General features: G+C 61.9%; 17 protein-coding genes. 4 read left to right on the forward strand and 13 right to left on the reverse strand.

Annotated features, from left to right (window positions below; translation table 11 throughout):
- Positions 1 to 26: 26 nt before the first annotated feature.
- The 6 genes from E9677_RS19610 to E9677_RS19635 form a co-directional block, all read right to left on the reverse strand.
- On the reverse strand, positions 27 to 242 hold the full coding sequence (locus tag E9677_RS19610) for a DUF4287 domain-containing protein (protein ID WP_136559753.1): 216 nt from the start codon (positions 240 to 242) through the stop codon (positions 27 to 29).
- Positions 239 to 1,795 carry a formate dehydrogenase beta subunit gene (locus E9677_RS19615; protein WP_136559754.1) on the reverse strand — a complete coding sequence of 519 codons (1,557 nt, stop codon included), beginning with the start codon at positions 1,793 to 1,795 and terminating at the stop codon, positions 239 to 241. The genes E9677_RS19610 and E9677_RS19615 overlap by 4 nt, the downstream gene beginning before the upstream one ends.
- Positions 1,792 to 2,271 (reverse strand): formate dehydrogenase subunit gamma, encoded by a 480-nt coding sequence (locus E9677_RS19620; RefSeq protein ID WP_136559755.1) that lies wholly within the window; start codon positions 2,269 to 2,271, stop codon positions 1,792 to 1,794. The genes E9677_RS19615 and E9677_RS19620 overlap by 4 nt, the downstream gene beginning before the upstream one ends.
- Positions 2,272 to 2,407: 136 nt before the next feature.
- On the reverse strand, positions 2,408 to 3,343 hold the full coding sequence (locus E9677_RS19625) for a LysR family transcriptional regulator (protein ID WP_136559756.1): 936 nt from the start codon (positions 3,341 to 3,343) through the stop codon (positions 2,408 to 2,410).
- Between the two features lie 33 nt (positions 3,344 to 3,376).
- Positions 3,377 to 3,739 carry an ArsR/SmtB family transcription factor gene (locus E9677_RS19630; RefSeq protein ID WP_136559757.1) on the reverse strand — a complete coding sequence of 121 codons (363 nt, stop codon included), beginning with the start codon at positions 3,737 to 3,739 and terminating at the stop codon, positions 3,377 to 3,379.
- Between the two features lie 86 nt (positions 3,740 to 3,825).
- A complete protein-coding gene (locus E9677_RS19635) occupies positions 3,826 to 4,758 on the reverse strand; it encodes an L-lactate dehydrogenase (RefSeq protein ID WP_136559758.1) in 933 nt (310 codons plus the stop codon).
- Positions 4,759 to 4,928: 170 nt separating this feature from the next.
- Here E9677_RS19635 and E9677_RS19640 point away from each other — a divergent pair, with 170 nt between their 5' ends.
- The 4 genes from E9677_RS19640 (at position 4,929) to E9677_RS19655 (ending at position 10,256) form a co-directional block, all read left to right on the forward strand.
- The gene (locus E9677_RS19640) at positions 4,929 to 5,855 is read left to right on the forward strand and encodes a LysR substrate-binding domain-containing protein (protein ID WP_235883041.1); all 927 of its coding nucleotides are present in this window, start codon (positions 4,929 to 4,931) and stop codon (positions 5,853 to 5,855) included.
- Positions 5,856 to 5,956: 101 nt separating this feature from the next.
- On the forward strand, positions 5,957 to 7,381 hold the full coding sequence (gene aldA, locus E9677_RS19645) for an aldehyde dehydrogenase (protein WP_136559759.1): 1,425 nt from the start codon (positions 5,957 to 5,959) through the stop codon (positions 7,379 to 7,381).
- Positions 7,382 to 7,408: 27 nt separating this feature from the next.
- Positions 7,409 to 8,626, forward strand: a complete 1,218-nt coding sequence (locus E9677_RS19650; protein ID WP_136559760.1) for a mandelate racemase/muconate lactonizing enzyme family protein — start codon at positions 7,409 to 7,411, stop codon at positions 8,624 to 8,626.
- A gap of 10 nt (positions 8,627 to 8,636) precedes the next feature.
- Complete coding sequence (locus tag E9677_RS19655; RefSeq protein ID WP_136559761.1) at positions 8,637 to 10,256, forward strand: GMC family oxidoreductase; 1,620 nt, start codon at positions 8,637 to 8,639, stop codon at positions 10,254 to 10,256.
- A gap of 66 nt (positions 10,257 to 10,322) precedes the next feature.
- Here E9677_RS19655 and E9677_RS19660 read toward each other — a convergent pair whose 3' ends face one another.
- From E9677_RS19660 to E9677_RS19690, 7 genes are all read right to left on the reverse strand, one after another.
- Complete coding sequence (locus tag E9677_RS19660) at positions 10,323 to 10,730, reverse strand: F0F1 ATP synthase subunit epsilon (protein WP_136559762.1); 408 nt, start codon at positions 10,728 to 10,730, stop codon at positions 10,323 to 10,325.
- A 69-nt stretch (positions 10,731 to 10,799) separates the two neighbouring features.
- Positions 10,800 to 12,263 (reverse strand): F0F1 ATP synthase subunit beta, encoded by a 1,464-nt coding sequence (gene atpD / locus E9677_RS19665; protein ID WP_136559763.1) that lies wholly within the window; start codon positions 12,261 to 12,263, stop codon positions 10,800 to 10,802.
- Positions 12,264 to 12,287: 24 nt separating this feature from the next.
- A complete protein-coding gene (locus tag E9677_RS19670) occupies positions 12,288 to 13,166 on the reverse strand; it encodes a F0F1 ATP synthase subunit gamma (RefSeq protein ID WP_136559764.1) in 879 nt (292 codons plus the stop codon).
- 29 nt (positions 13,167 to 13,195) lie between these two features.
- Positions 13,196 to 14,725, reverse strand: a complete 1,530-nt coding sequence (gene atpA / locus E9677_RS19675) for a F0F1 ATP synthase subunit alpha (protein WP_136559765.1) — start codon at positions 14,723 to 14,725, stop codon at positions 13,196 to 13,198.
- Positions 14,725 to 15,291, reverse strand: coding sequence for a F0F1 ATP synthase subunit delta (locus tag E9677_RS19680; protein WP_136559766.1), 567 nt, complete (start codon positions 15,289 to 15,291; stop codon positions 14,725 to 14,727). The genes atpA and E9677_RS19680 overlap by 1 nt, the downstream gene beginning before the upstream one ends.
- Positions 15,292 to 15,554: 263 nt before the next feature.
- Complete coding sequence (locus E9677_RS19685; RefSeq protein ID WP_136559767.1) at positions 15,555 to 15,938, reverse strand: AGROH133_08824 family phage infection protein; 384 nt, start codon at positions 15,936 to 15,938, stop codon at positions 15,555 to 15,557.
- 113 nt (positions 15,939 to 16,051) lie between these two features.
- Positions 16,052 to 18,265, reverse strand: a complete 2,214-nt coding sequence (locus E9677_RS19690) for a primosomal protein N' (RefSeq protein WP_136559768.1) — start codon at positions 18,263 to 18,265, stop codon at positions 16,052 to 16,054.
- Positions 18,266 to 18,312 lie beyond the last annotated feature (47 nt).

Consider the following 18,312-nt stretch of genomic DNA (forward strand, 5'->3'; position numbering starts at 1 on the left):
CCGCGCGGCCTGTGTTCAGTTCTGCTTCAGGGTTTCGTCTCGGCGAGCGTCGCCGCGACGATGGCATTGGCATGACCATGGCCAAGGCCATGGTCCGACTTCAGAAGGGCGACGATCTGCATATGCGTCTTGCCCTGCTGCTGGCGAACGATGTCCTGCCAGTGCTGGATAGGCTTTCCATAGGTCTTTTCGATCGACGGGAAGTAGGAGGCAGGGCCCTTGACCTTTGCTGCATCGCTCATTCCGCTGCCTCCCTGACCGGGGTTGGTGCGAAATCCTCAGGGAAATGCGTCAGGGCACTCATGACCGGATACGGCGTGAAACCACCGAGCGCGCACAGCGAGCCGAACTTCATGGTGTTGCAGAGATCCTCCAGCAGCACCTTGTTCTTTTCCGGCTCGATGCCTTGGGCGATTTTGTCGACCGTCTCGACACCACGCGTCGATCCGATGCGGCAAGGCGTGCACTTGCCGCAGCTTTCGATCGCGCAGAATTCCATCGCGAAACGCGCCTGCTTCAGCATGTCGGCCGTATCGTCGAACAGGACGACGCCGGCATGGCCGATCAGTCCGCCGGCGGCGGTGAAGGCCTCGTAGTCGAAGATCGTGTCGAACAGCGAAGGCGGGAAATAGGCGCCCAGCGGACCGCCGACCTGAACGGCCTTGACCGGACGGCCCGAAATCGTGCCGCCGCCGATCTCATTGATCAGCTGGCCAAGCGGCAGGCCGAAGGCAGTCTCGTAGAGGCCGCCATGCTTGAGATTGCCGGCAAGCTGGATCGGGATCGTGCCATGCGAGCGGCCGACGCCGAAGTCCCGGTAGAACTGCGCGCCGCGGTCCATGATGACGGGGATGGAGGCGAGCGACATAACGTTGTTGACGACCGTCGGCTTGCCGAACAGGCCCTGGAGTGCCGGAAGCGGGGGCTTCGCCCGCACGATGCCGCGCTTGCCTTCCAGGGAATTCAGCAGCGAGGTTTCTTCGCCGCAGACATAGGCGCCGGCGCCCATGCGCACTTCCATGTCGAAGGCATAAGGCGAGCCCATGACCGATGCACCGAGGATCCCCTCGCGCCGGGCAATCGCGATCGCCTCTTCCATTACGGCGATGGCATGCGGATATTCGGAGCGGGTGTAGACATAACCCTTGGTGGCGCCGACCGCGATGCCGGCAATCGCCATGCCTTCGATCAGAACGAAGGGATCGCCTTCCATGATCATCCGATCGGCGAAGGTGCCGCTGTCGCCTTCGTCGGCATTGCAGACGATGTATTTCTGGTCGGCCGCGGCATCCGCGACCGTCTTCCACTTGATGCCGGTCGGGAAACCTGCGCCACCGCGGCCGCGCAGGCCGCTATCGGTGACCTGCTTCACGACCTCGGCCGGCGCCATGGCGATGGCATTGGCGAGCCCCTTGAGGCCCTCGTAGTGGCGGTAGTCATCCAGAGAGAGAGGGTACGTCACGCCGCAGCGGGCAAAGGTGAGGCGCGTCTGACCCTTGAGAAAGGGGATGTCATGGGTAAGGCCATGGCCGAGGTGATGGGTTCCACCTGTCAGGAAACCGGCATCGAAAAGCGAGGCGACGTCCGACGGCTTGACCGGGCCATAGGCGATGCGCCCGTGCTCCGTGCGGACTTCGACAAGCACTTCCAGCCAGAGCATTCCACGCGAGCCGTTACGGACGATAGTGACATCCTGGCCGCGGGCTGTGGCTTCACGCTCGATGGCAGAGGCCACCTTGTCTGCGCCAACAGCCAATGCCGCTGCATCGCGGGGAACGAAGACGGTGACGCTCATGTGCGCACCTCCGCCAGAATGTCGGCAAGACAGTGTTCGTCGATACGCGCATGAAGGTCGCCGTCTAGCATGGCGGCTGGCGCCTGGGCGCAGAGCCCGAGACAATAGACGGGTTCCAGCGTCACGGCGCCATCGGATGTCGTCTCGTGCCAGTCGATGCCGAGTTCTGCCTTGATCCTGTCCGCAAGAGGCTCGCCACCCATCGACTGGCAAGCCTCGGCCCGACAGAGTTTCAGCACATGCCGCCCGGCCGGTTGAGCGCGAAAATCGTGATAGAAGCTGACGACGCCATGCACTTCGGCGCGCGACAGATTGAGCGCATTGGCAATGATTTGCTTGGCAGACTCCGGAATGAAACCGAACTCCTCCTGCACCTTGTGCAGGATCGGCAGCATCGGCCCTTCCATGGATCGACAGTGATCAATGATCTCGGATATCCGAGAGACCTCGTCATCGACCATCGCCCGAATGTTCATTGTCAGTCCTCCCAAACCGACGCAGCCAGGTCCGTGCGTATCAAACGACCTTCTGCAGCGGATCCATGCGCGGCGTAACCGCTTGCCGCAGTCCCGTTGCACTTGCGTCGTGTCAAGAATGGGTGGGTTGGACCGATCAGGTCAATATTGCACTTCCGTCGGACGATAGAAGATTTCTATCAAAGTCTCGTGCTGTTGCGCGGGCGCGGGCTTCATGCAGAAGGGCTGATACCAAAGGAGTATGCGGTTCACGATAGGCAGCCACGAGGCCGACCGAATGCTCTGCAAGTGGCTCGGTGATCGGGATCATCCGGATTTCTTCCGGAAAACCGAATGATTCCGCGACATTACGCGGCATGATCGAGGCGCACTGACCCGTGCGGATATGGGAAAAGAGAACGATCATCGAATTCGACTCCAGCATCAGTTTTGGAGTGACTCCGACCTCAGACATGTGAAGATTGATGATCCGCCTGTTCTGCATGTCGGGCGTCAAGAGACATAACTTGATATCAGCAACCTCTTTCCAGGTGACGGTTTCGCGATCGGAAAGTGGAGATCCCGCGGCGCTGATCAGATGATAGCGCTCGGAATAGAGCGGCACACTTGTCACGCGCCCGAGAGGCTCGTTGTCGAGATAGGTTATGCCAGCATCGATCTCCAGATCCTCCAGCATGCTGAGAACCTGCAGTGAATTGCGCGAGAGAATGGTGAAGGTGACGTCAGGGTGGCGTTTCTGAAAGGGCTCGGTCAGCTTGCGCACCATGGCAAGGGCCGTGGGGATCACCGCAATCCGCATATGGCCCGCAAGACCCGTGCGCGCAGCCCGCATCTCCTCGCGCATGGTCCGGGTATCGGCGACGATACGCCTCGACCATTCGAGTACCCGCTGGCCTTCCGGCGTGAGCCCCAGGAAACGTGATCCGCGCTGCACGAGCATGACGCCGAGCTGTTCTTCGAGTTGACGGATGCCGGCCGATAGCGTCGGCTGTGTCACACCACACTCTTCCGCCGCGCGGCCGAAATGCTGCTGGCGGGCGAGCGCGATGAAAAATTCCAACTTGTCGATCATGTCCCCGCCCGCTTTTCGATCATCACCGCGCTGCTAGGCCTCGGCGAGAGCCTCTGCTTCGCTCGTGTTCGCGGCCTTAGGACTGCAATACATCTTGTAGAGGACGGAGATCAGTTCGGCGAGTTGCGGATCAGCGATACGGTAGTAGATCTGCCGCCCCTCGCGGCGGGTCTGCACCACCTGGTCGCCTCTCAGCCGCGCCAGTTGCTGGGAGACGACTGCCTGCTGAATCCCGAGAAACTGTTCGATCTCGCCGACGGTCTTCTCGCCCTGGCAGAGCATGCAGAGCATCAGGAGGCGCGTTTCATGCGAAAGCGCCTTCAACAATCCGCTAGCTTCGCGCGCCTTCGAGAGGAAGTCGTCCAGGGTCTCGGATGTCAGGGGCGTTTCCTTCATGGCGATATCCAGCGATTGTGTGGCGCATGTCCGACGGGAGCCGCAATCTGACCCCTGCGGTCTTCCTATCATATAGGTTGCCCGACCTACAAAGGAATGGCGTCCGCGCGTTCCTTCAAAAGCGACGCGCTGCGGTTCAACGCGGCATATTCCTCGTCGTCGAGATCTGGAAACAGGTCGGCGAGAACACCATCGGCACCGATTACACGGGGGATGGACAGCGCGACGTCCCGCACACCCGCAACCTCCGAGGTCGTGATGGAGACGGAGAGCACATCTCGCTGATCACTGGCGATCGCTTTGACGATGCGGGCGAGCCCGGCACCGATGCCGTAATATGTTGATCCCTTGCCTTTGATGATCTTGTAGGCAGCATTGCGAACGCCGTCGTCGATCTGAGCCCGGACCTCGTCCGTAAGCGGCGAGCCGACCTGCGCCGCAAACGAGGAGAGCGGGACGGAGCCGGCCCGCGCACTGGTCCAGGCCAGGACTTCGCTGTCGCCGTGTTCGCCGAGTACATAGGCATGCACCGATTGCGGCGAGATCCCGAGATGCCGACCCACGAGGCTGCGGAAACGCGCAGTGTCGAGAATGGTGCCCGAGCCGATGACGCGAGACGGATCGATACCGGACAGACGGGTGGTGATCTGGGTCATGATATCGACAGGATTGGAGGCAATCAGCAGGATTGCATCCGGCACAACAGGCAAGACTTCGGCCAAAACGGCGCGGAAGACGGCGGCATTCCGTTCGAGAAGCTCAAGGCGCGTTTCGCCCGGCTTCTGGCTGACACCGGCCGCGAGGATGACGACGCCGGCCCCCTCCAGATCCCGGTACTGACCGGCATTCACCACGGTCGACGACATGAACGGCACCGCATGGGCGATATCCTCGGCTTGAGCGACGGCCAGCGCATCATTGCGGTCGATCAGCACGATCTCGCTTGCAAGCCCCATCAGCGCCAGCGCATATCCCGCCGTGCTGCCGACCATTCCCGCACCCACGATGCCGACTTTCATGGTGAATTCCTCCGCAAGTGCAACTGACTTGACCCTTGTGTCACCGGCCGTCCAGCGCCACCAACCAGCTATATCGAAAAGCATGACACATTCGCGTCGGAACTGCATGGCGCAGGCCTATGCCCTCTGATTTAATGTCGGAAACTCTGAATGAGGGGAATTGAGGGAACATGAGACGGCTGCCGGCCCTATCCGCCATGAAGGTTTTCGAGGTGGTCGGTCAGACCCGAAGCTTCACCCGCGCCGCGGAATTGCTGAACCTGACCCAAAGCGCGGTCAGCCGCCAGGTGCGCAATCTTGAGGAACAGCTCGGCGAAACACTCGTCATCCGCAGGCATCATCACCTGGAGCTGACCGCCTCGGGCGCCGAACTGCTCGCCTCGCTGCAGCACGCCTTCCACACCGTCGAGATGACCGTTCGGAACATCCGCGAAAAGAGCAATCTCCGCCGTCTCCGGATCAACGTGCCACCGACCTTTGCCAAGCGCTGGCTGATGCCGCGCCTGATGAGCCTCAGGGCCTTCCTGCCGGACGTTGACCTGAGCATCACCACCGATCTCGAAGACAACCTTTCGGAACGCGGCATGCTGGACTGCGCCATCCGCTTCGGGGACGGCGAGTGGCCGAGCCTGCGCTCGGAACGTCTCTTCACCGAACGCCATATCGCCGTCTGCGCTCCCCATCTCATGGAAGGCCTGCGGGACGGCGAGGCGATCGACCTCTCCTGCTTCACTTTCCTGCATGTCCTGGCTTCTGCGGATCAGCGTTATCTCACCTGGCAACGCTGGCTGGATGCGGCAGGCCTCACCGAGACCGACACGCAAGGCGGACTGGAATTCGACCTGCTCGATCTCGTTATCGAAGCGGCCTGCAATGGGCTGGGGGTCGCGGTGGCGGACAGATCGATGGTCGCGCCGCTGATGCAGACGGGCGCGCTCAAACAGGTATTGGATGTCGAAGTCGAGGGCCACGAATCCTACTGGCTCGTGACCCGCACTGACAGATCGCTATCCCCGCATGTCGAGGCGCTCAGGCGCTGGCTGAGCCATGAAATCGGCACAGGCTCGATGCCGGCACTCAGACAGGCGAACGCCTGAAACATTCCTTTTTGGAATGCTCACCCCGACAATAAGTCGCTTGCGAAGCAGGAGGGCCGGCTTCCTACTTGGAGGTACTGTCCGTTGCCGGAGCGCCTGCCATGTCCACCTTCCAGAACTTCATTGCCGGATCGTTTCGCGAGACGGGGCCACGCCAGACGATCGAGGTGAAAAACCCCGCCAATGGTCGGGTTTTTGCATCGGTCACCTCGGCAACGGAAGCCGATGTCATCGAGGCGGTGGACGCTGCCGCTGTTGCCCAGAAACCCTGGGGCCGTCTGCCGGCCATTGAGCGGGGCAATGCGCTGCGCAGGCTCGCCGACGCCGTCGAAAGGCATCAGCAGAAGATCGGTGCGGCCCTGGCGCTGGAATCCGGCAAGAGCCTTGACGATGCCGTGGCCGAAACCGGCTACGGTGTTGAGTTGATGCGCTACCATGCCGAATGGGCACGCCGGGTCGAGGGCGAGGTGATCGAGAGCGACACGCCGGATGAGACGCTGATGCTGAAGCGGGCACCGATCGGCGTCGTCGCCTGCCTGATCCCCTTCAACTTCCCGATCTACACGCTGGTGCGCAAGATTGCGCCGGCCCTGATCACCGGCAATGCCGTGGTCGTCCGTCCCAGCAACAACACGCCGACTTCGGCCTTCGTCTTTGCTGAAGCGATCAAGGAGGCAGATCTTCCCGCAGGCCTCGTCAGCATCATGGCCATGAGCCATGAGGTGGCCCAGGTCATGTCCACCCGCCGCGAAGTCGGGATGATCACCCTGACCGGCAGCGTAGCCGCAGGCCAGACGGTTCTGGACTACTGCAAGGCCAATATCGCAAAGCCCTCGCTGGAACTCGGCGGCAAGACGCCCGTGATCGTGGAACCGGATACCGATCTCGATGTGGTGACGAAAAGCGTGCTCGCCGCCAAGACGGCCCATTGCGGCCAGGTCTGCACCTCCGTCGAGCGGCTTTACGTGCATGCCTCCGTGCATGGAACGCTTCTCGCCAAGCTCAAGGACGCCTTCGAGCGCCGCCATTATGGCGATCGCGCCGAGGATCCGACCCGCATGGGACCGCTGGCCAATGCCGCAGCCCGTCTGCGCGTCCATCACATGGTGGAACGGGCCAAGGCCGATGGCGCCGTCATCGAGACGGGCGGCTTCCTGCCACCTGATGATGGCTATTTCTATCCGCCAACACTGCTCTCCGACTGCCGCCAGGACATGGAGATCGTCCAGGAGGAGGTCTTCGGACCGGTCCTCGCCGTCATCCCCTATACCGATTTCGACGAGGCGCTTGCCATGGCGAGCGACCACCAGTTCGGCCTCGCCTCGGTCGTCTTTACCGAGAACTACCGCAAGGTGATGAAGGCCGCGAACGAGATCGAGGCGGGCGAGCTCTACATCAACCGCTTCCCGGCCGACCCCTACCAGGGCTACCACGCCGGCTGGAAGCGCTCCGGCCTCGGCGGCGACGACGGCAAGCACGGCATGCTGGAATTTACCCAGACGCGCCTCGTCATCCTCAAGCACTGACCATATCGCGGCACCAAGGGGGCATCCATGAAAGTCGCTTCGCTCAAGACACACGTTGTCGCAACGCCCGCGCCGCAGATCGGCGGCATGTACTGGATCTTCGTCGAGCTGGAGACGGCCTGCGGCATAAAGGGCGTCGGCGAAATCTATTCGACCGCCTTCCACCCCTCCGGCATCGCCGTCCTGGTCGAAGACGTCTTCACCCGCTATCTGGAGGGTCACGATCCGCACCAGATCGAACGCTTCTGGCGTGCGGCCTATTCGAGCGGCTTTACACAACGACCCGACCCGACCATGGTCGGGATCATCTCCGGTCTCGAAATCGCCTGCTGGGACATCATCGGCAAGGCGGCGGGACGGCCGGTGGCCGATCTGCTCGGCGGCCCGGTCCATGACAAGCTGCGCGCCTATACCTATCTCTACCCGAAAAACGCATCAGGCGAATACGACTACAACGATCCGGATCTCGCCGCCGAAGAGGCGATCCGCATGGTCGAGGCCGGCTTTACCGGGCTGAAATTCGATCCGGCGGGCCCCTACACCAATTATTCCGGTCACCAGCTCTCGCTTCCCGTCATGGATCGTTGCGAAGAGTTTTGCCGGAAGATCCGCGATGCGATCGGCAACCGCGCCGACATCCTCTTCGGAACCCACGGCCAGATGGTGCCGTCGTCGGCGATCCGTCTCGCCAAGCGGCTCGAAAAGTATGATCCGCTCTGGTTCGAGGAGCCGGTACCGCCCGGCCAGGAAGCCGCCATGGCGGAAGTCGCGCGCGCCACATCGATCCCCGTCTCGACGGGCGAGCGGCTAACGACAAAGTATGAATTCCAGAGAGTATTGCAGCATGGCTCTGCCTCCATCCTGCAGATGAATGTCGCTCGCGTCGGCGGCTTGCTGGAGGCGAAGAAGATCGCCGGGATGGCCGAGGCCTTTTATGCGCAGATCGCGCCGCACCTCTATAACGGCCCGGTCGGGGCAGCCGCCTCGATCCAGCTGGCAGCGACCTGTCCGAACTTCCTCATCCATGAGGCGATCATGGATTTCGGCGGCTTCCATGCCGAGGTGCTGAAGACGAAGATCGGCTTCGACGACGGCTATCTCATTCCTTCGCGCGAACCGGGGCTTGGCATCGAATTGAACCACGACGTCATCGCGAGGCACACGCCCTATACCGGCGACAGGCTGCACTTGCAGATGGCAGCGGAGCATGCCGACGTGAAAGACTTCATGCCGGCCAAGGGCTGAGGGACACCCGATGATCTTCGATTTCATCGTGGTCGGTGCAGGCTCGGCAGGCTGCATCGTGGCAAGTCGCCTGAGCGAAAGCGGGCGCCATTCCGTGCTGCTCATCGAGGCAGGCGGAGAAGACAAGTCCTTCTGGTTCAAGATCCCGGTCGGCTACGCCAAGAGCTACTACAATCCCAAGGTCAACTGGATGTACCGCACCGAACCGGAGGCAAACCTCGGCGGCCGCCGCATTTATGCCCCGCGCGGCAAGGTGCAGGGCGGCTCCGGCTCGATCAACGCCATGGTTTTCGTGCGGGGTGCCGCAGAGGACTTCGACGACTGGCGGACCGCCGGAAATCCCGGCTGGGGCTTTGACGACGTGCTGCCCTACTTCCGCAAGCTGGAAACCCATGCCCGAGGAGAGAGCACCTGGCATGGCGGAAGTGGACCGATCCAGGTGACGCCAATGCGCGGATCAACACATGCCTGCAGTGACGCCTTCCTCGCCGCCTGTGACGAACTGCGCATTCCGCTCAACGAAGATTTCAACGGCTCGACTATCGAGGGCGCCGGCGTCTACGACGTCAACACAAGGCGCGGCCAGCGCTCCCATTCCAGCGCGGAATATCTGCGCCCCGCCCTGAAGCGACCGAACCTCACCATCGAGCTCCAAGCCCATGCGCGCCGCCTGCTGGTGGATCAGGATGGCAGGGTCGCCGGCGTGGAAGTGATGCAGCATGGCCGTTTGCGCAGCTTTACTGCCCGTCGGGAGGTCATCCTCGCTGCCGGCGCCGTCGATACACCGAAACTCATGCAACTCTCCGGTTTCGGGGATGGGTCCGCGCTGTTTGGCCATGGAATCGAGACCCGCAAACATTTGCCGGCCGTTGGCAAAAATCTGCAGGATCATCTCTGCGCCAGCTTCTATTACCGCTCGAAACAGCCGACGCTGAACGGCGAGTTCGCAAGCCTCATCGGCCAGGCCCGCTTCGGACTGACCTGGCTCCTGAAACGCAGCGGCCCCTTCGCGATGAGCGTCAACCAGGCCGGCGGCTTCTTTCGCGGGTCGCCCGAGGAGGCGCGGCCCAATATCCAAGTCTACTTCAACCCGCTGTCCTACCGCATTCCGGACAATCCGCGTGCGGGACTGACGCCGGAACCCTATCCAGGCTTTTTGATCGCCTTTAATCCCTGTCGGCCGACGAGTAAGGGCACGATCACGATCGCCTCGCCTGATGCAGCGGACGCTCCATTGATCCGGCCGAACTATCTTTCGACAGATCGCGATGTGGAGGAGGTCTTGCAGGGTAGCCGACTCATGCGCCGGATTGCAGATGCGAACGCGCTCGCCGGATGGGTAGAGGAAGAGGTCTCCCCGTCAAAGGCTGCGGATACGGATGCCAAGCTGCTCGACTATTTTCGTCTCAACAGCGGCTCTATCTATCACCTGTGCGGGACCTGCGCGATGGGCACCGATCCCCTCGAGACCGTGGTCAATGCGCGCCTGAAGGTGCATGGCGTGCCGGGCCTGCGCATCGTCGATGCCTCGATCTTCCCCAACATCACGGCTGGCAACATCAATGCACCGACGATGATGGTCGCGGAAAAGGGTGCGGCAATGATCCTGGAAGACGCTGCTTCCGCCTGACGTCAGGGCATGAAAAAAGCCGGACCCAAGGGCCCGGCTTTAATTACGCAATTCGTGATCAGCCAATCAGGCAGCGACGAGGACGCCGTTCAGGTTGGTGAGCTCAGAGAGATACTGCTCGAGCTTGGTGCGGTGTTCGTGATGCTCGACGCCTTCCAGCTCCTTGCGGGCTTCGTCGATCCGCTTGGTCAGCGTGTCAGGCGCGATCTCCGAAAGGGGAACAGCGGACTCGGCCAGCAGCGTGCAGCCCGTCGGCAGGACGTCGGCGAAACCACCGAAGACCACGTATTTGGTAACCTGACCGGAGGCGAGCTTCACGGTCACCACGCCCGGCTTGATCGTCGTCATGGTCGGCGCATGATTGGCCATGACGGTCATTTCGCCTTCCGTTGCCGGAATGACGACTTCGATCACCTGTTCGGAGAGCAGAAGACGCTCGGGCGAAACGAGCTCAAAGTTGAAATTGTCGGCCATGGTCGTTCACTTCTCTGATGAAGGATGGAGCGGCGCGCGGGTGATCCCGCGTGCCGGCATTCCCTGTACTTAGGCGGCTTCGGCAGCCAGGCGCTTGGCCTTTTCGATCGCTTCTTCCATCGAGCCGACCATGTAGAAGGCGGCTTCCGGAAGGTGGTCGTATTCGCCATTGACCAGGCCCTTGAAGCCCTTGATCGTGTCTTCGAGCGCAACCAGCTTGCCCGGCGAACCGGTGAAGATTTCGGCGACGAAGAACGGCTGGCTGAGGAAGCGCTCGATCTTACGGGCGCGGGCAACCGTCACCTTGTCCTCTTCGGACAGTTCGTCCATGCCGAGGATGGCGATGATGTCCTGCAGCGACTTGTAACGCTGCAGTGTCGTCTGAACGCGACGGGCCACTTCGTAGTGCTCTTCACCGACAACCATCGGGTCCAACATGCGCGACGTGGAGTCGAGCGGGTCAACGGCCGGGTAAATACCCTTTTCGGCGATCGAGCGCGACAGAACGGTCGTTGCGTCCAGATGGGCGAACGAGGTGGCCGGAGCCGGGTCGGTCAAGTCGTCGGCGGGAACGTAGATGGCCTGAACCGAGGTGATCGAGCCCTTGGTCGTGGTCGTGATGCGTTCCTGCATCTGGCCCATGTCGGTGGCAAGCGTCGGCTGATAACCAACGGCCGACGGAATACGGCCGAGCAGAGCGGACACTTCCGAACCTGCCTGGGTGAAGCGGAAGATGTTGTCGACGAAGAACAGAACGTCCTGGCCCTTGTCGCGGAAGTCTTCAGCGATCGTCAGACCGGTCAGAGCGACGCGAGCGCGGGCGCCCGGCGGTTCGTTCATCTGGCCGTAAACGAGCGCAGCCTTGGAGCCTTCGCCGCCGCCATGCTTGTTGACGCCCGATTCGATCATTTCGTGGTAAAGGTCGTTGCCTTCGCGGGTACGTTCACCCACGCCTGCAAACACGGAGTAACCGCCGTGTGCCTTCGCGACGTTGTTGATCAGTTCCATGATCAGAACGGTCTTGCCAACGCCGGCGCCGCCGAACAGGCCGATCTTGCCGCCCTTTGCGTAAGGTGCGAGCAGGTCGACGACCTTGATGCCGGTGACGAGGATCTGCGATTCCGTCGACTGCTCGACGTAGGACGGCGCTTCCTGGTGGATGGCGCGACGACCTTCGGTGACCAGCGGACCGGCTTCGTCAACCGGCTCGCCGATGACGTTCATGATGCGGCCGAGCGTTTCCGGACCGACCGGAACGGTGATCGGAGCGCCCGTGTCGGTGACCGGCTGGCCGCGGACGAGACCTTCGGTCGAGTCCATGGCGATCGTGCGGACCTGGTTTTCGCCGAGGTGCTGCGCGACTTCGAGAACGAGGCGGTTGCCGCCGTTGTCGGTTTCCAGCGCATTCAGGATCGGGGGCAGTTCGCCTTCGAATGCGACGTCGACGACGGCGCCGATGACCTGCGTGACCTTGCCGAGAGCACCGGCTGCGGACTTCACCGCCTTAGACTTGGGGGTAGCTGCCTTAGCCATTTATCTTACCCTCTTTCCTTAACCTCAGAGCGCTTCCGCGCCCGAAATGATTTCAATGAGTTCCTTGGTGATCTGCGCCTGACGCTGGCGGTTGTACGAAAGCGTCAATTTGTTGATCATCTCACCGGCATTGCGCGTCGCATTGTCCATGGCGCTCATCTTGGCGCCCATTTCACCAGCGACGTTTTCGAGCAGGGCCCGGAAAATCTGAACCGAGATATTGCGCGGGATGAGATCTTCGAGGATCCCGGCCGCATCCGGCTCGTATTCGTAGAGCGCAGACGCGCCACCCTGCGGAGCAGCCTCGGCCGGAGCGGCCGGGATGATCTGCTGAGCGGTCGGGATCTGGCTGATCACCGACTTGAACTCGGAATAGAACAGCGTGCAGACATCGAACTCGCCGCGATCGAACATGCCGATGACCTTGCGACCGATCGCATCCGCATTGGTGAAGCCGATACGCTTCACTTCGCGCAGATCCGCACGCTCGACGATCATGCCGGCGAATTCACGACGCAGACTGTCATAACCCTTCTTGCCGACGCAGAAGATCTTGACCGTCTTGCCCTGCGCCAGGAGCTTCCGCGCATGGTCACGGGCGAAACGCGCGATCGACGAGTTGAAACCGCCACACAGACCACGTTCGGCCGTGCAGACGACGAGCAAATGCACGTCGTCCTTGCCGGTGCCCGTCATCAGGCGCGGTGCGCTGTCGTCCGAACCCACGGCCTGCGCGATGTTGGCCAGGACGACACCCATGCGCTGCGAGTACGGGCGGGCAGCCTCGGCCGCTTCCTGTGCACGACGCAGCTTCGCCGCGGCGACCATCTTCATCGCCTTGGTGATCTTCTGCGTCGCCTTGACGGAGGCGATCCGGTTTTTCAGATCCTTAAGTGAAGGCATCCGTTATCCGTCCTTGGCTTGAGCCTGAATTAGGCGAAGTTCTTCACGAAGCTGTCGAGGGCGGCCTTGAGCTTGCCCTTGGTGTCGTCGCTGATCGCCTTATCGGTGCGGATCGAGTCGAGGATCGCCTTGCCTTCCGAACGGAGGTAGGCGAGGAAGCCCTGCTCGAACTTGCCAACGTCGGAAACCGGGATCTTGTCCAGGTAGCCGTTCACGCCAGCGAAGATAACCGCGACCTGCTCTTCCGTCTTGAGCGGAGAGAACTGCGGCTGCTTCAGGAGTTCCGTCAGACGGGCACCACGGTTCAGCAGGCGCTGGGTGGCGGCGTCAAGGTCGGAACCGAACTGGGCGAAGGCGGCCATTTCGCGATACTGGGCGAGCTCGCCCTTGATCGAGCCAGCAACCTGCTTCATCGCCTTGATCTGCGCGGCAGAACCGACGCGCGAAACAGACAGACCGACGTTAACGGCCGGACGGATGCCCTGGTAGAACAGGTCGGTTTCGAGGAAGATCTGGCCGTCGGTGATCGAGATCACGTTCGTCGGAATGAAGGCCGAAACGTCGTTACCCTGGGTTTCGATGACCGGCAGAGCGGTCAGCGAGCCGGCGCCAGCAGCGTCGCCCATCTTGGCAGCGCGCTCAAGCAGACGAGAATGCAGGTAGAAAACGTCGCCCGGGTATGCTTCGCGGCCCGGCGGACGGCGCAGCAGAAGCGACATCTGACGGTAAGCGACAGCCTGCTTGGACAGGTCGTCATAGGCGATCAGGGCATGCATGCCGTTGTCGCGGAAGTATTCACCCATGGCGCAACCGGCGAACGGTGCCAGGTACTGCATCGGAGCCGGATCGGAAGCCGTTGCAGCAATGATGATCGAATACTGCAGCGCGCCGCGTTCTTCGAGAACCTTGACGAACTGGGCAACAGTCGAACGCTTCTGGCCGATAGCCACGTAGACGCAGTACAGCTTTTCGTTCTCGGGACCATTGTCGTGCACAGCCTTCTGGTTGAGGAAGGCGTCCAGAATGATGGCGGTCTTGCCGGTCTGACGGTCACCGATAACCAGCTCGCGCTGGCCACGACCGACCGGGATCAGCGCGTCGATGGCCTTGAGGCCGGTCGACATCGGCTCATGAACCGACTTGCGCGGGATGATGCCCGGAGCCTTCACGTCGACGCGCGAACGGCGAGTTGCGTTGATCGGGCCCTTGCCGTCGATCGGGTTGCCGAGCGCGTCAACGACGCGGCCGAGCAGTTCCGGACCAACCGGAACGTCGACGATGGCGCCGGTCCGCTTGACGATGTCGCCTTCCTTGATGCCACGGTCGGCACCGAAGAGAACCACACCAACATTGTCGGCTTCAAGGTTGAGCGCCATGCCGCGGATGCCGCCCGGAAACTCCACCATTTCGCCGGCCTGGACGTTGTCGAGGCCGTAAACGCGGGCGATACCGTCACCGACGGACAGAACCTGGCCAACTTCCGAGACTTCCGCCTCTTTGCCGAAGTCCTTGATTTGATCTTTCAGAATTGCGGAAATTTCCGCGGCGCGGATATCCATCAGCCAACCTCTTTCAGTGCAAGCTTAAGGGTGGAAAGTTTGGTGCGAAGAGACGTGTCGATCTGGCGCGAGCCGACCTTGACGATCAGGCCGCCGAGCAGGGAGGGATCGACCGTAACGGAGATCGAGACTTCCTTGCCGGTGACACTCCTCAGCGCCGCTTTCAGTTCGGTTTCCTGCTCGGCCGTGAGGGCGTGAGCAGAGGTGACGTCAGCCGTCATTTCACCCTTATGACGGGCGACAATCAGGCGATAGGCAGCCACCATGCCGGTAACGGCAAACAGGCGGCGATTGCTTGCGACGACCTTCAGGAAGTTCAGCATCAGCGCATTGAAACCGGCCTTATCGCCGATTGCACTGATGGCCTTGACCTGGTCTTCGGCTGTGAAGACGGGCGACCGCACCAGACGCTTCAGATCATCGCTCTCGTCGATCATCGCCTGGAAACGGTTGAGATCGGCAGCGACGGCGTCAACCACACCGCCTTCGAGCGCGAGCTCGAAAAGCGACGATGCGTAACGCTCCGCCACGCCTGAAATCACTTGGGATGCGTCTGCCACGGGCAAAAAATTCCCTGATCTTGATCCAGGATGCCGGACACCTCGAAAAAGGCCTCTCAAGCTCCTGATATCGTTTTGTTTTTCCCCAAAAACACAAGCATGTTGCACTTGCGTTTTCCGAATTTCGCGGTTCGTCTAGCATAGCAGGTCTAGACTCGCAACACGCGTATTAACGGTTTGCTCCTTGAGAGCAAGGCCTTGGGGCGTTTTTTGTCCGAAACTGCGTCAAATTGGCGGGATTGTTAGAAGATCCAATTCCTGACCGATCTTCATGTCAGACCAAAGACATAGGCGAGCGAGAGGGAAGCCACCACCGCCTGCACAACCAGAAGGAGAAGGTTGCGCCATGAGCCGCCATGATCAGACATGATGGAGAGAATGCGGGCAAATGCAGACAGCGCAACGGCTGCTCCGAAGGCGAGATAGACGGTCGGCTGGGCGAGCAGGAGTGCCGTTCCGGCAAAGCCGACGATGAGCCCACCGACCGAACGCGCAGCCCCCAGACCTTCCGGCCGGCCGTCGCCAACGGTCAGGCCAAGCGCCTTCAGGGTGAGCCCGGGAGCGAAGAGCACGAAGCATCCGATGAGCGCTGCAGCAGCCGCGGACAGGAAGGCCAGCTGCTCGCCGAGTTCGGTGGGAAAATAGAATTCCATGGATCAACCCGCGATGAAAGAAATCGGGCGGCTTATGGCACGAAATAGGTGGGCGCGGTATGGGCTTTGCGTCCTAATCTTCGGGCAACGCGACACTTTCAGGGTTTTAGGCCTCAAAGGAAGCTCTGCGGATCGACATCGACCTGCACCTGGATCGAGCGCCGCTCTTTCGGGCCACGCTCCAGCATGCTGCGCACGAAGGCCTGCATGTCGCTGTTGCGGCGCCCGTGCACCAGCAGTCGGAAGCGGTGCCGGCCGCGGATCAGGGCGAGCGGCGCCTCGGCGGGTCCGAGGATCATGATCCCGCTTTCCTGCGGCGCGGCCTGGCGGAGCGCTCTCGCATGCCCTTCTGCCTCCGCACGTGTATCAGCGGAAACGATGATCGAGACAAGCCGACCAAATGGCGGCAATTGCGCCCGCTCCCGCTCGGTGATCTCGCGTTCATAGAAAGCGGCCGCATCACCCGAGACGATCGCCTGCATGACGGGATGCAGCGGCTGGAAAGTCTGCAGGAGGCCTAGGCTCTTGCGCCCGGTGCGGCCGGCACGGCCCGTCACCTGCGAGAGCAACTGGAAGGTCCGTTCGGCAGCCCGGGGGTCGCCGTTTGACAGACCGATATCGGCATCGATGATGCCGACCAGCGTCATCAGCGGGAAGTTATGACCCTTCGCGACGAGCTGCGTGCCGATCACGATGTCTGCCTCGCCATTGGCGATCGCCTCGAGCTCAAGTCGCAATCGCTTCACGCCGCCGATATCCGAGGACAGCACCAGCGTGCGCGCCTCGGGGAAGTGTTTTTCCACCTCTTCCGCGATGCGCTCCACCCCCGGCCCGCAGGCGACGAGATGATCGAGCGTCCCACATTCGGGGCAGGCATTCGGCGTCGGCTCGTGATAGCCGCACTGGTGGCACTGGATCTGACCTCGGAAGCGATGCTCCACGAGCCAACTCGAACATTGCGGGCACTGGAAGCGGTGGCCACAGACCCGGCAGAGCGTGAGCGGTGCGTAACCTCGTCGATTGAGGAAAAGCAGAGCCTGCTCTCCCCGCTCCACGGCCTTGCCGACGGAGCGCAGCAGAATCGGCGAGAGGAAGCCCCCTCGCTCCGGTGGAGCACGCCGCATGTCGATGAGATGCAGGTCCGGCATCGCGGCATCGGCAAAGCGTGTCGGCAGATGAATGCGGGTGTAGCGGCCGGCGATGCAGTTGACCTGGCTCTCGACGGACGGCGTGGCCGAGACCAGCACGACCGGAAAGCCAGCGATGCGCGCCCTGACCACCGCCATGTCCCGCGCATTATAGAAGACGCGGTCTTCCTGCTTGAAGGCGGGATCATGCTCTTCGTCGACAATAATGAGGCCGAGGTTCTCGAAGGGCAGGAAGAGCGCCGAGCGTGCGCCGGCAACCACGCGGATCTCGCCGATCGCCACCTGACGCCAGACCTTTTCACGCGTTCGCGTCGCGAGATCCGAATGCCACTCCCCGGGCTTGGAACCGAAGCGATCCTGGAATCGCTCGAGGAAGTTGGCGGTAAGCGCGATTTCCGGCAGCAGGATCAGCACCTGCTTCCCCTGCTTCAAAGTCTCGGCGATCGCCTCGAAATAGACCTCCGTCTTGCCCGAACCCGTCACGCCGTCGATCAGGGAAACGGCGAAGCCGCCCTTGCGCAGGCTGTCCAGGATCTCCTCGGCCGCCTCCTTCTGCGGGCCAGCCAGCCGGTGCTCCGCATAGTCAGGATCAGGGGCCGCGACCAGGGGTGGTGGCGGCAGGAAGACCTGTTCGAACACGCCCTGTTTGACGAGACCGTCGATGACGCTCGTTGAGACGCCGCTGGCATGGGCCAACCCGCTCTTGGTCCAGGACAGACCATCCGACGCGAGTTCCAGCACCTTTTGCCGCGCGGGGGTCAGGCGCTCCGGCTTGTAGCCCGCATAACGCAACCCCTCGATCATCGGCTCCGGATCCAGGGCCGCCGGCGCACGAAGCGCCATGCGCGCCACGTAACCCGGCGGAGACAGCGTGTAGGTGGCGACCCAGTCGAGAAAGGTCCGCATATCCTTGTCGAGCGGCGGGCAATCGAAGACCTTGGTGATTTCCCGAAGCTTCTTGGGATCGACTTTGCCGTCCTCGCCGCCATCCCAGACCACACCGATCACTTGGCGCGGCCCGAGCGGCACCTGCACGATGGCCCCCGGCTCGACCGTCAGCCCATCGGGCACCGCGTAGCTATAGGCGGTTGGTGCTGGCATGGGCACGATCACCGGCACCACCTTGCGGCGCGGTGTCTCGAACAGTTCTCCGAACAGGCTTTTCGAATCGTCCTTCATCGGGCTGCAACTTGCCCCCTGAGGATCGGAAAGAAAACAGGCTTTAT

The sequence above is a fragment of the Peteryoungia rhizophila genome (assembly GCF_004912145.1).
Taxonomy (GTDB): Bacteria; Pseudomonadota; Alphaproteobacteria; order Rhizobiales; family Rhizobiaceae; genus Allorhizobium; species Allorhizobium rhizophilum.

Bases quoted from the DNA above. Each gene is read 5' to 3' on its own strand.
- E9677_RS19610 (WP_136559753.1), bottom strand. From the start codon at position 242: ATGAGCGATGCAGCAAAGGTCAAGGGCCCTGCCTCCTACTTCCCGTCG.
- E9677_RS19615 (WP_136559754.1), bottom strand. From the start codon at position 1,795: ATGAGCGTCACCGTCTTCGTTCCCCGCGATGCAGCGGCATTGGCTGTT.
- E9677_RS19620 (WP_136559755.1), bottom strand. From the start codon at position 2,271: ATGAACATTCGGGCGATGGTCGATGACGAGGTCTCTCGGATATCCGAG.
- E9677_RS19625 (WP_136559756.1), bottom strand. From the start codon at position 3,343: ATGATCGACAAGTTGGAATTTTTCATCGCGCTCGCCCGCCAGCAGCAT.
- E9677_RS19630 (WP_136559757.1), bottom strand. From the start codon at position 3,739: ATGAAGGAAACGCCCCTGACATCCGAGACCCTGGACGACTTCCTCTCG.
- E9677_RS19635 (WP_136559758.1), bottom strand. From the start codon at position 4,758: ATGAAAGTCGGCATCGTGGGTGCGGGAATGGTCGGCAGCACGGCGGGA.
- E9677_RS19640 (WP_235883041.1), top strand. From the start codon at position 4,929: ATGAGACGGCTGCCGGCCCTATCCGCCATGAAGGTTTTCGAGGTGGTC.
- aldA (WP_136559759.1), top strand. From the start codon at position 5,957: ATGTCCACCTTCCAGAACTTCATTGCCGGATCGTTTCGCGAGACGGGG.
- E9677_RS19650 (WP_136559760.1), top strand. From the start codon at position 7,409: ATGAAAGTCGCTTCGCTCAAGACACACGTTGTCGCAACGCCCGCGCCG.
- E9677_RS19655 (WP_136559761.1), top strand. From the start codon at position 8,637: ATGATCTTCGATTTCATCGTGGTCGGTGCAGGCTCGGCAGGCTGCATC.
- E9677_RS19660 (WP_136559762.1), bottom strand. From the start codon at position 10,730: ATGGCCGACAATTTCAACTTTGAGCTCGTTTCGCCCGAGCGTCTTCTG.
- atpD (WP_136559763.1), bottom strand. From the start codon at position 12,263: ATGGCTAAGGCAGCTACCCCCAAGTCTAAGGCGGTGAAGTCCGCAGCC.
- E9677_RS19670 (WP_136559764.1), bottom strand. From the start codon at position 13,166: ATGCCTTCACTTAAGGATCTGAAAAACCGGATCGCCTCCGTCAAGGCG.
- atpA (WP_136559765.1), bottom strand. From the start codon at position 14,725: ATGGATATCCGCGCCGCGGAAATTTCCGCAATTCTGAAAGATCAAATC.
- E9677_RS19685 (WP_136559767.1), bottom strand. From the start codon at position 15,938: ATGGAATTCTATTTTCCCACCGAACTCGGCGAGCAGCTGGCCTTCCTG.
- E9677_RS19690 (WP_136559768.1), bottom strand. From the start codon at position 18,265: ATGAAGGACGATTCGAAAAGCCTGTTCGGAGAACTGTTCGAGACACCG.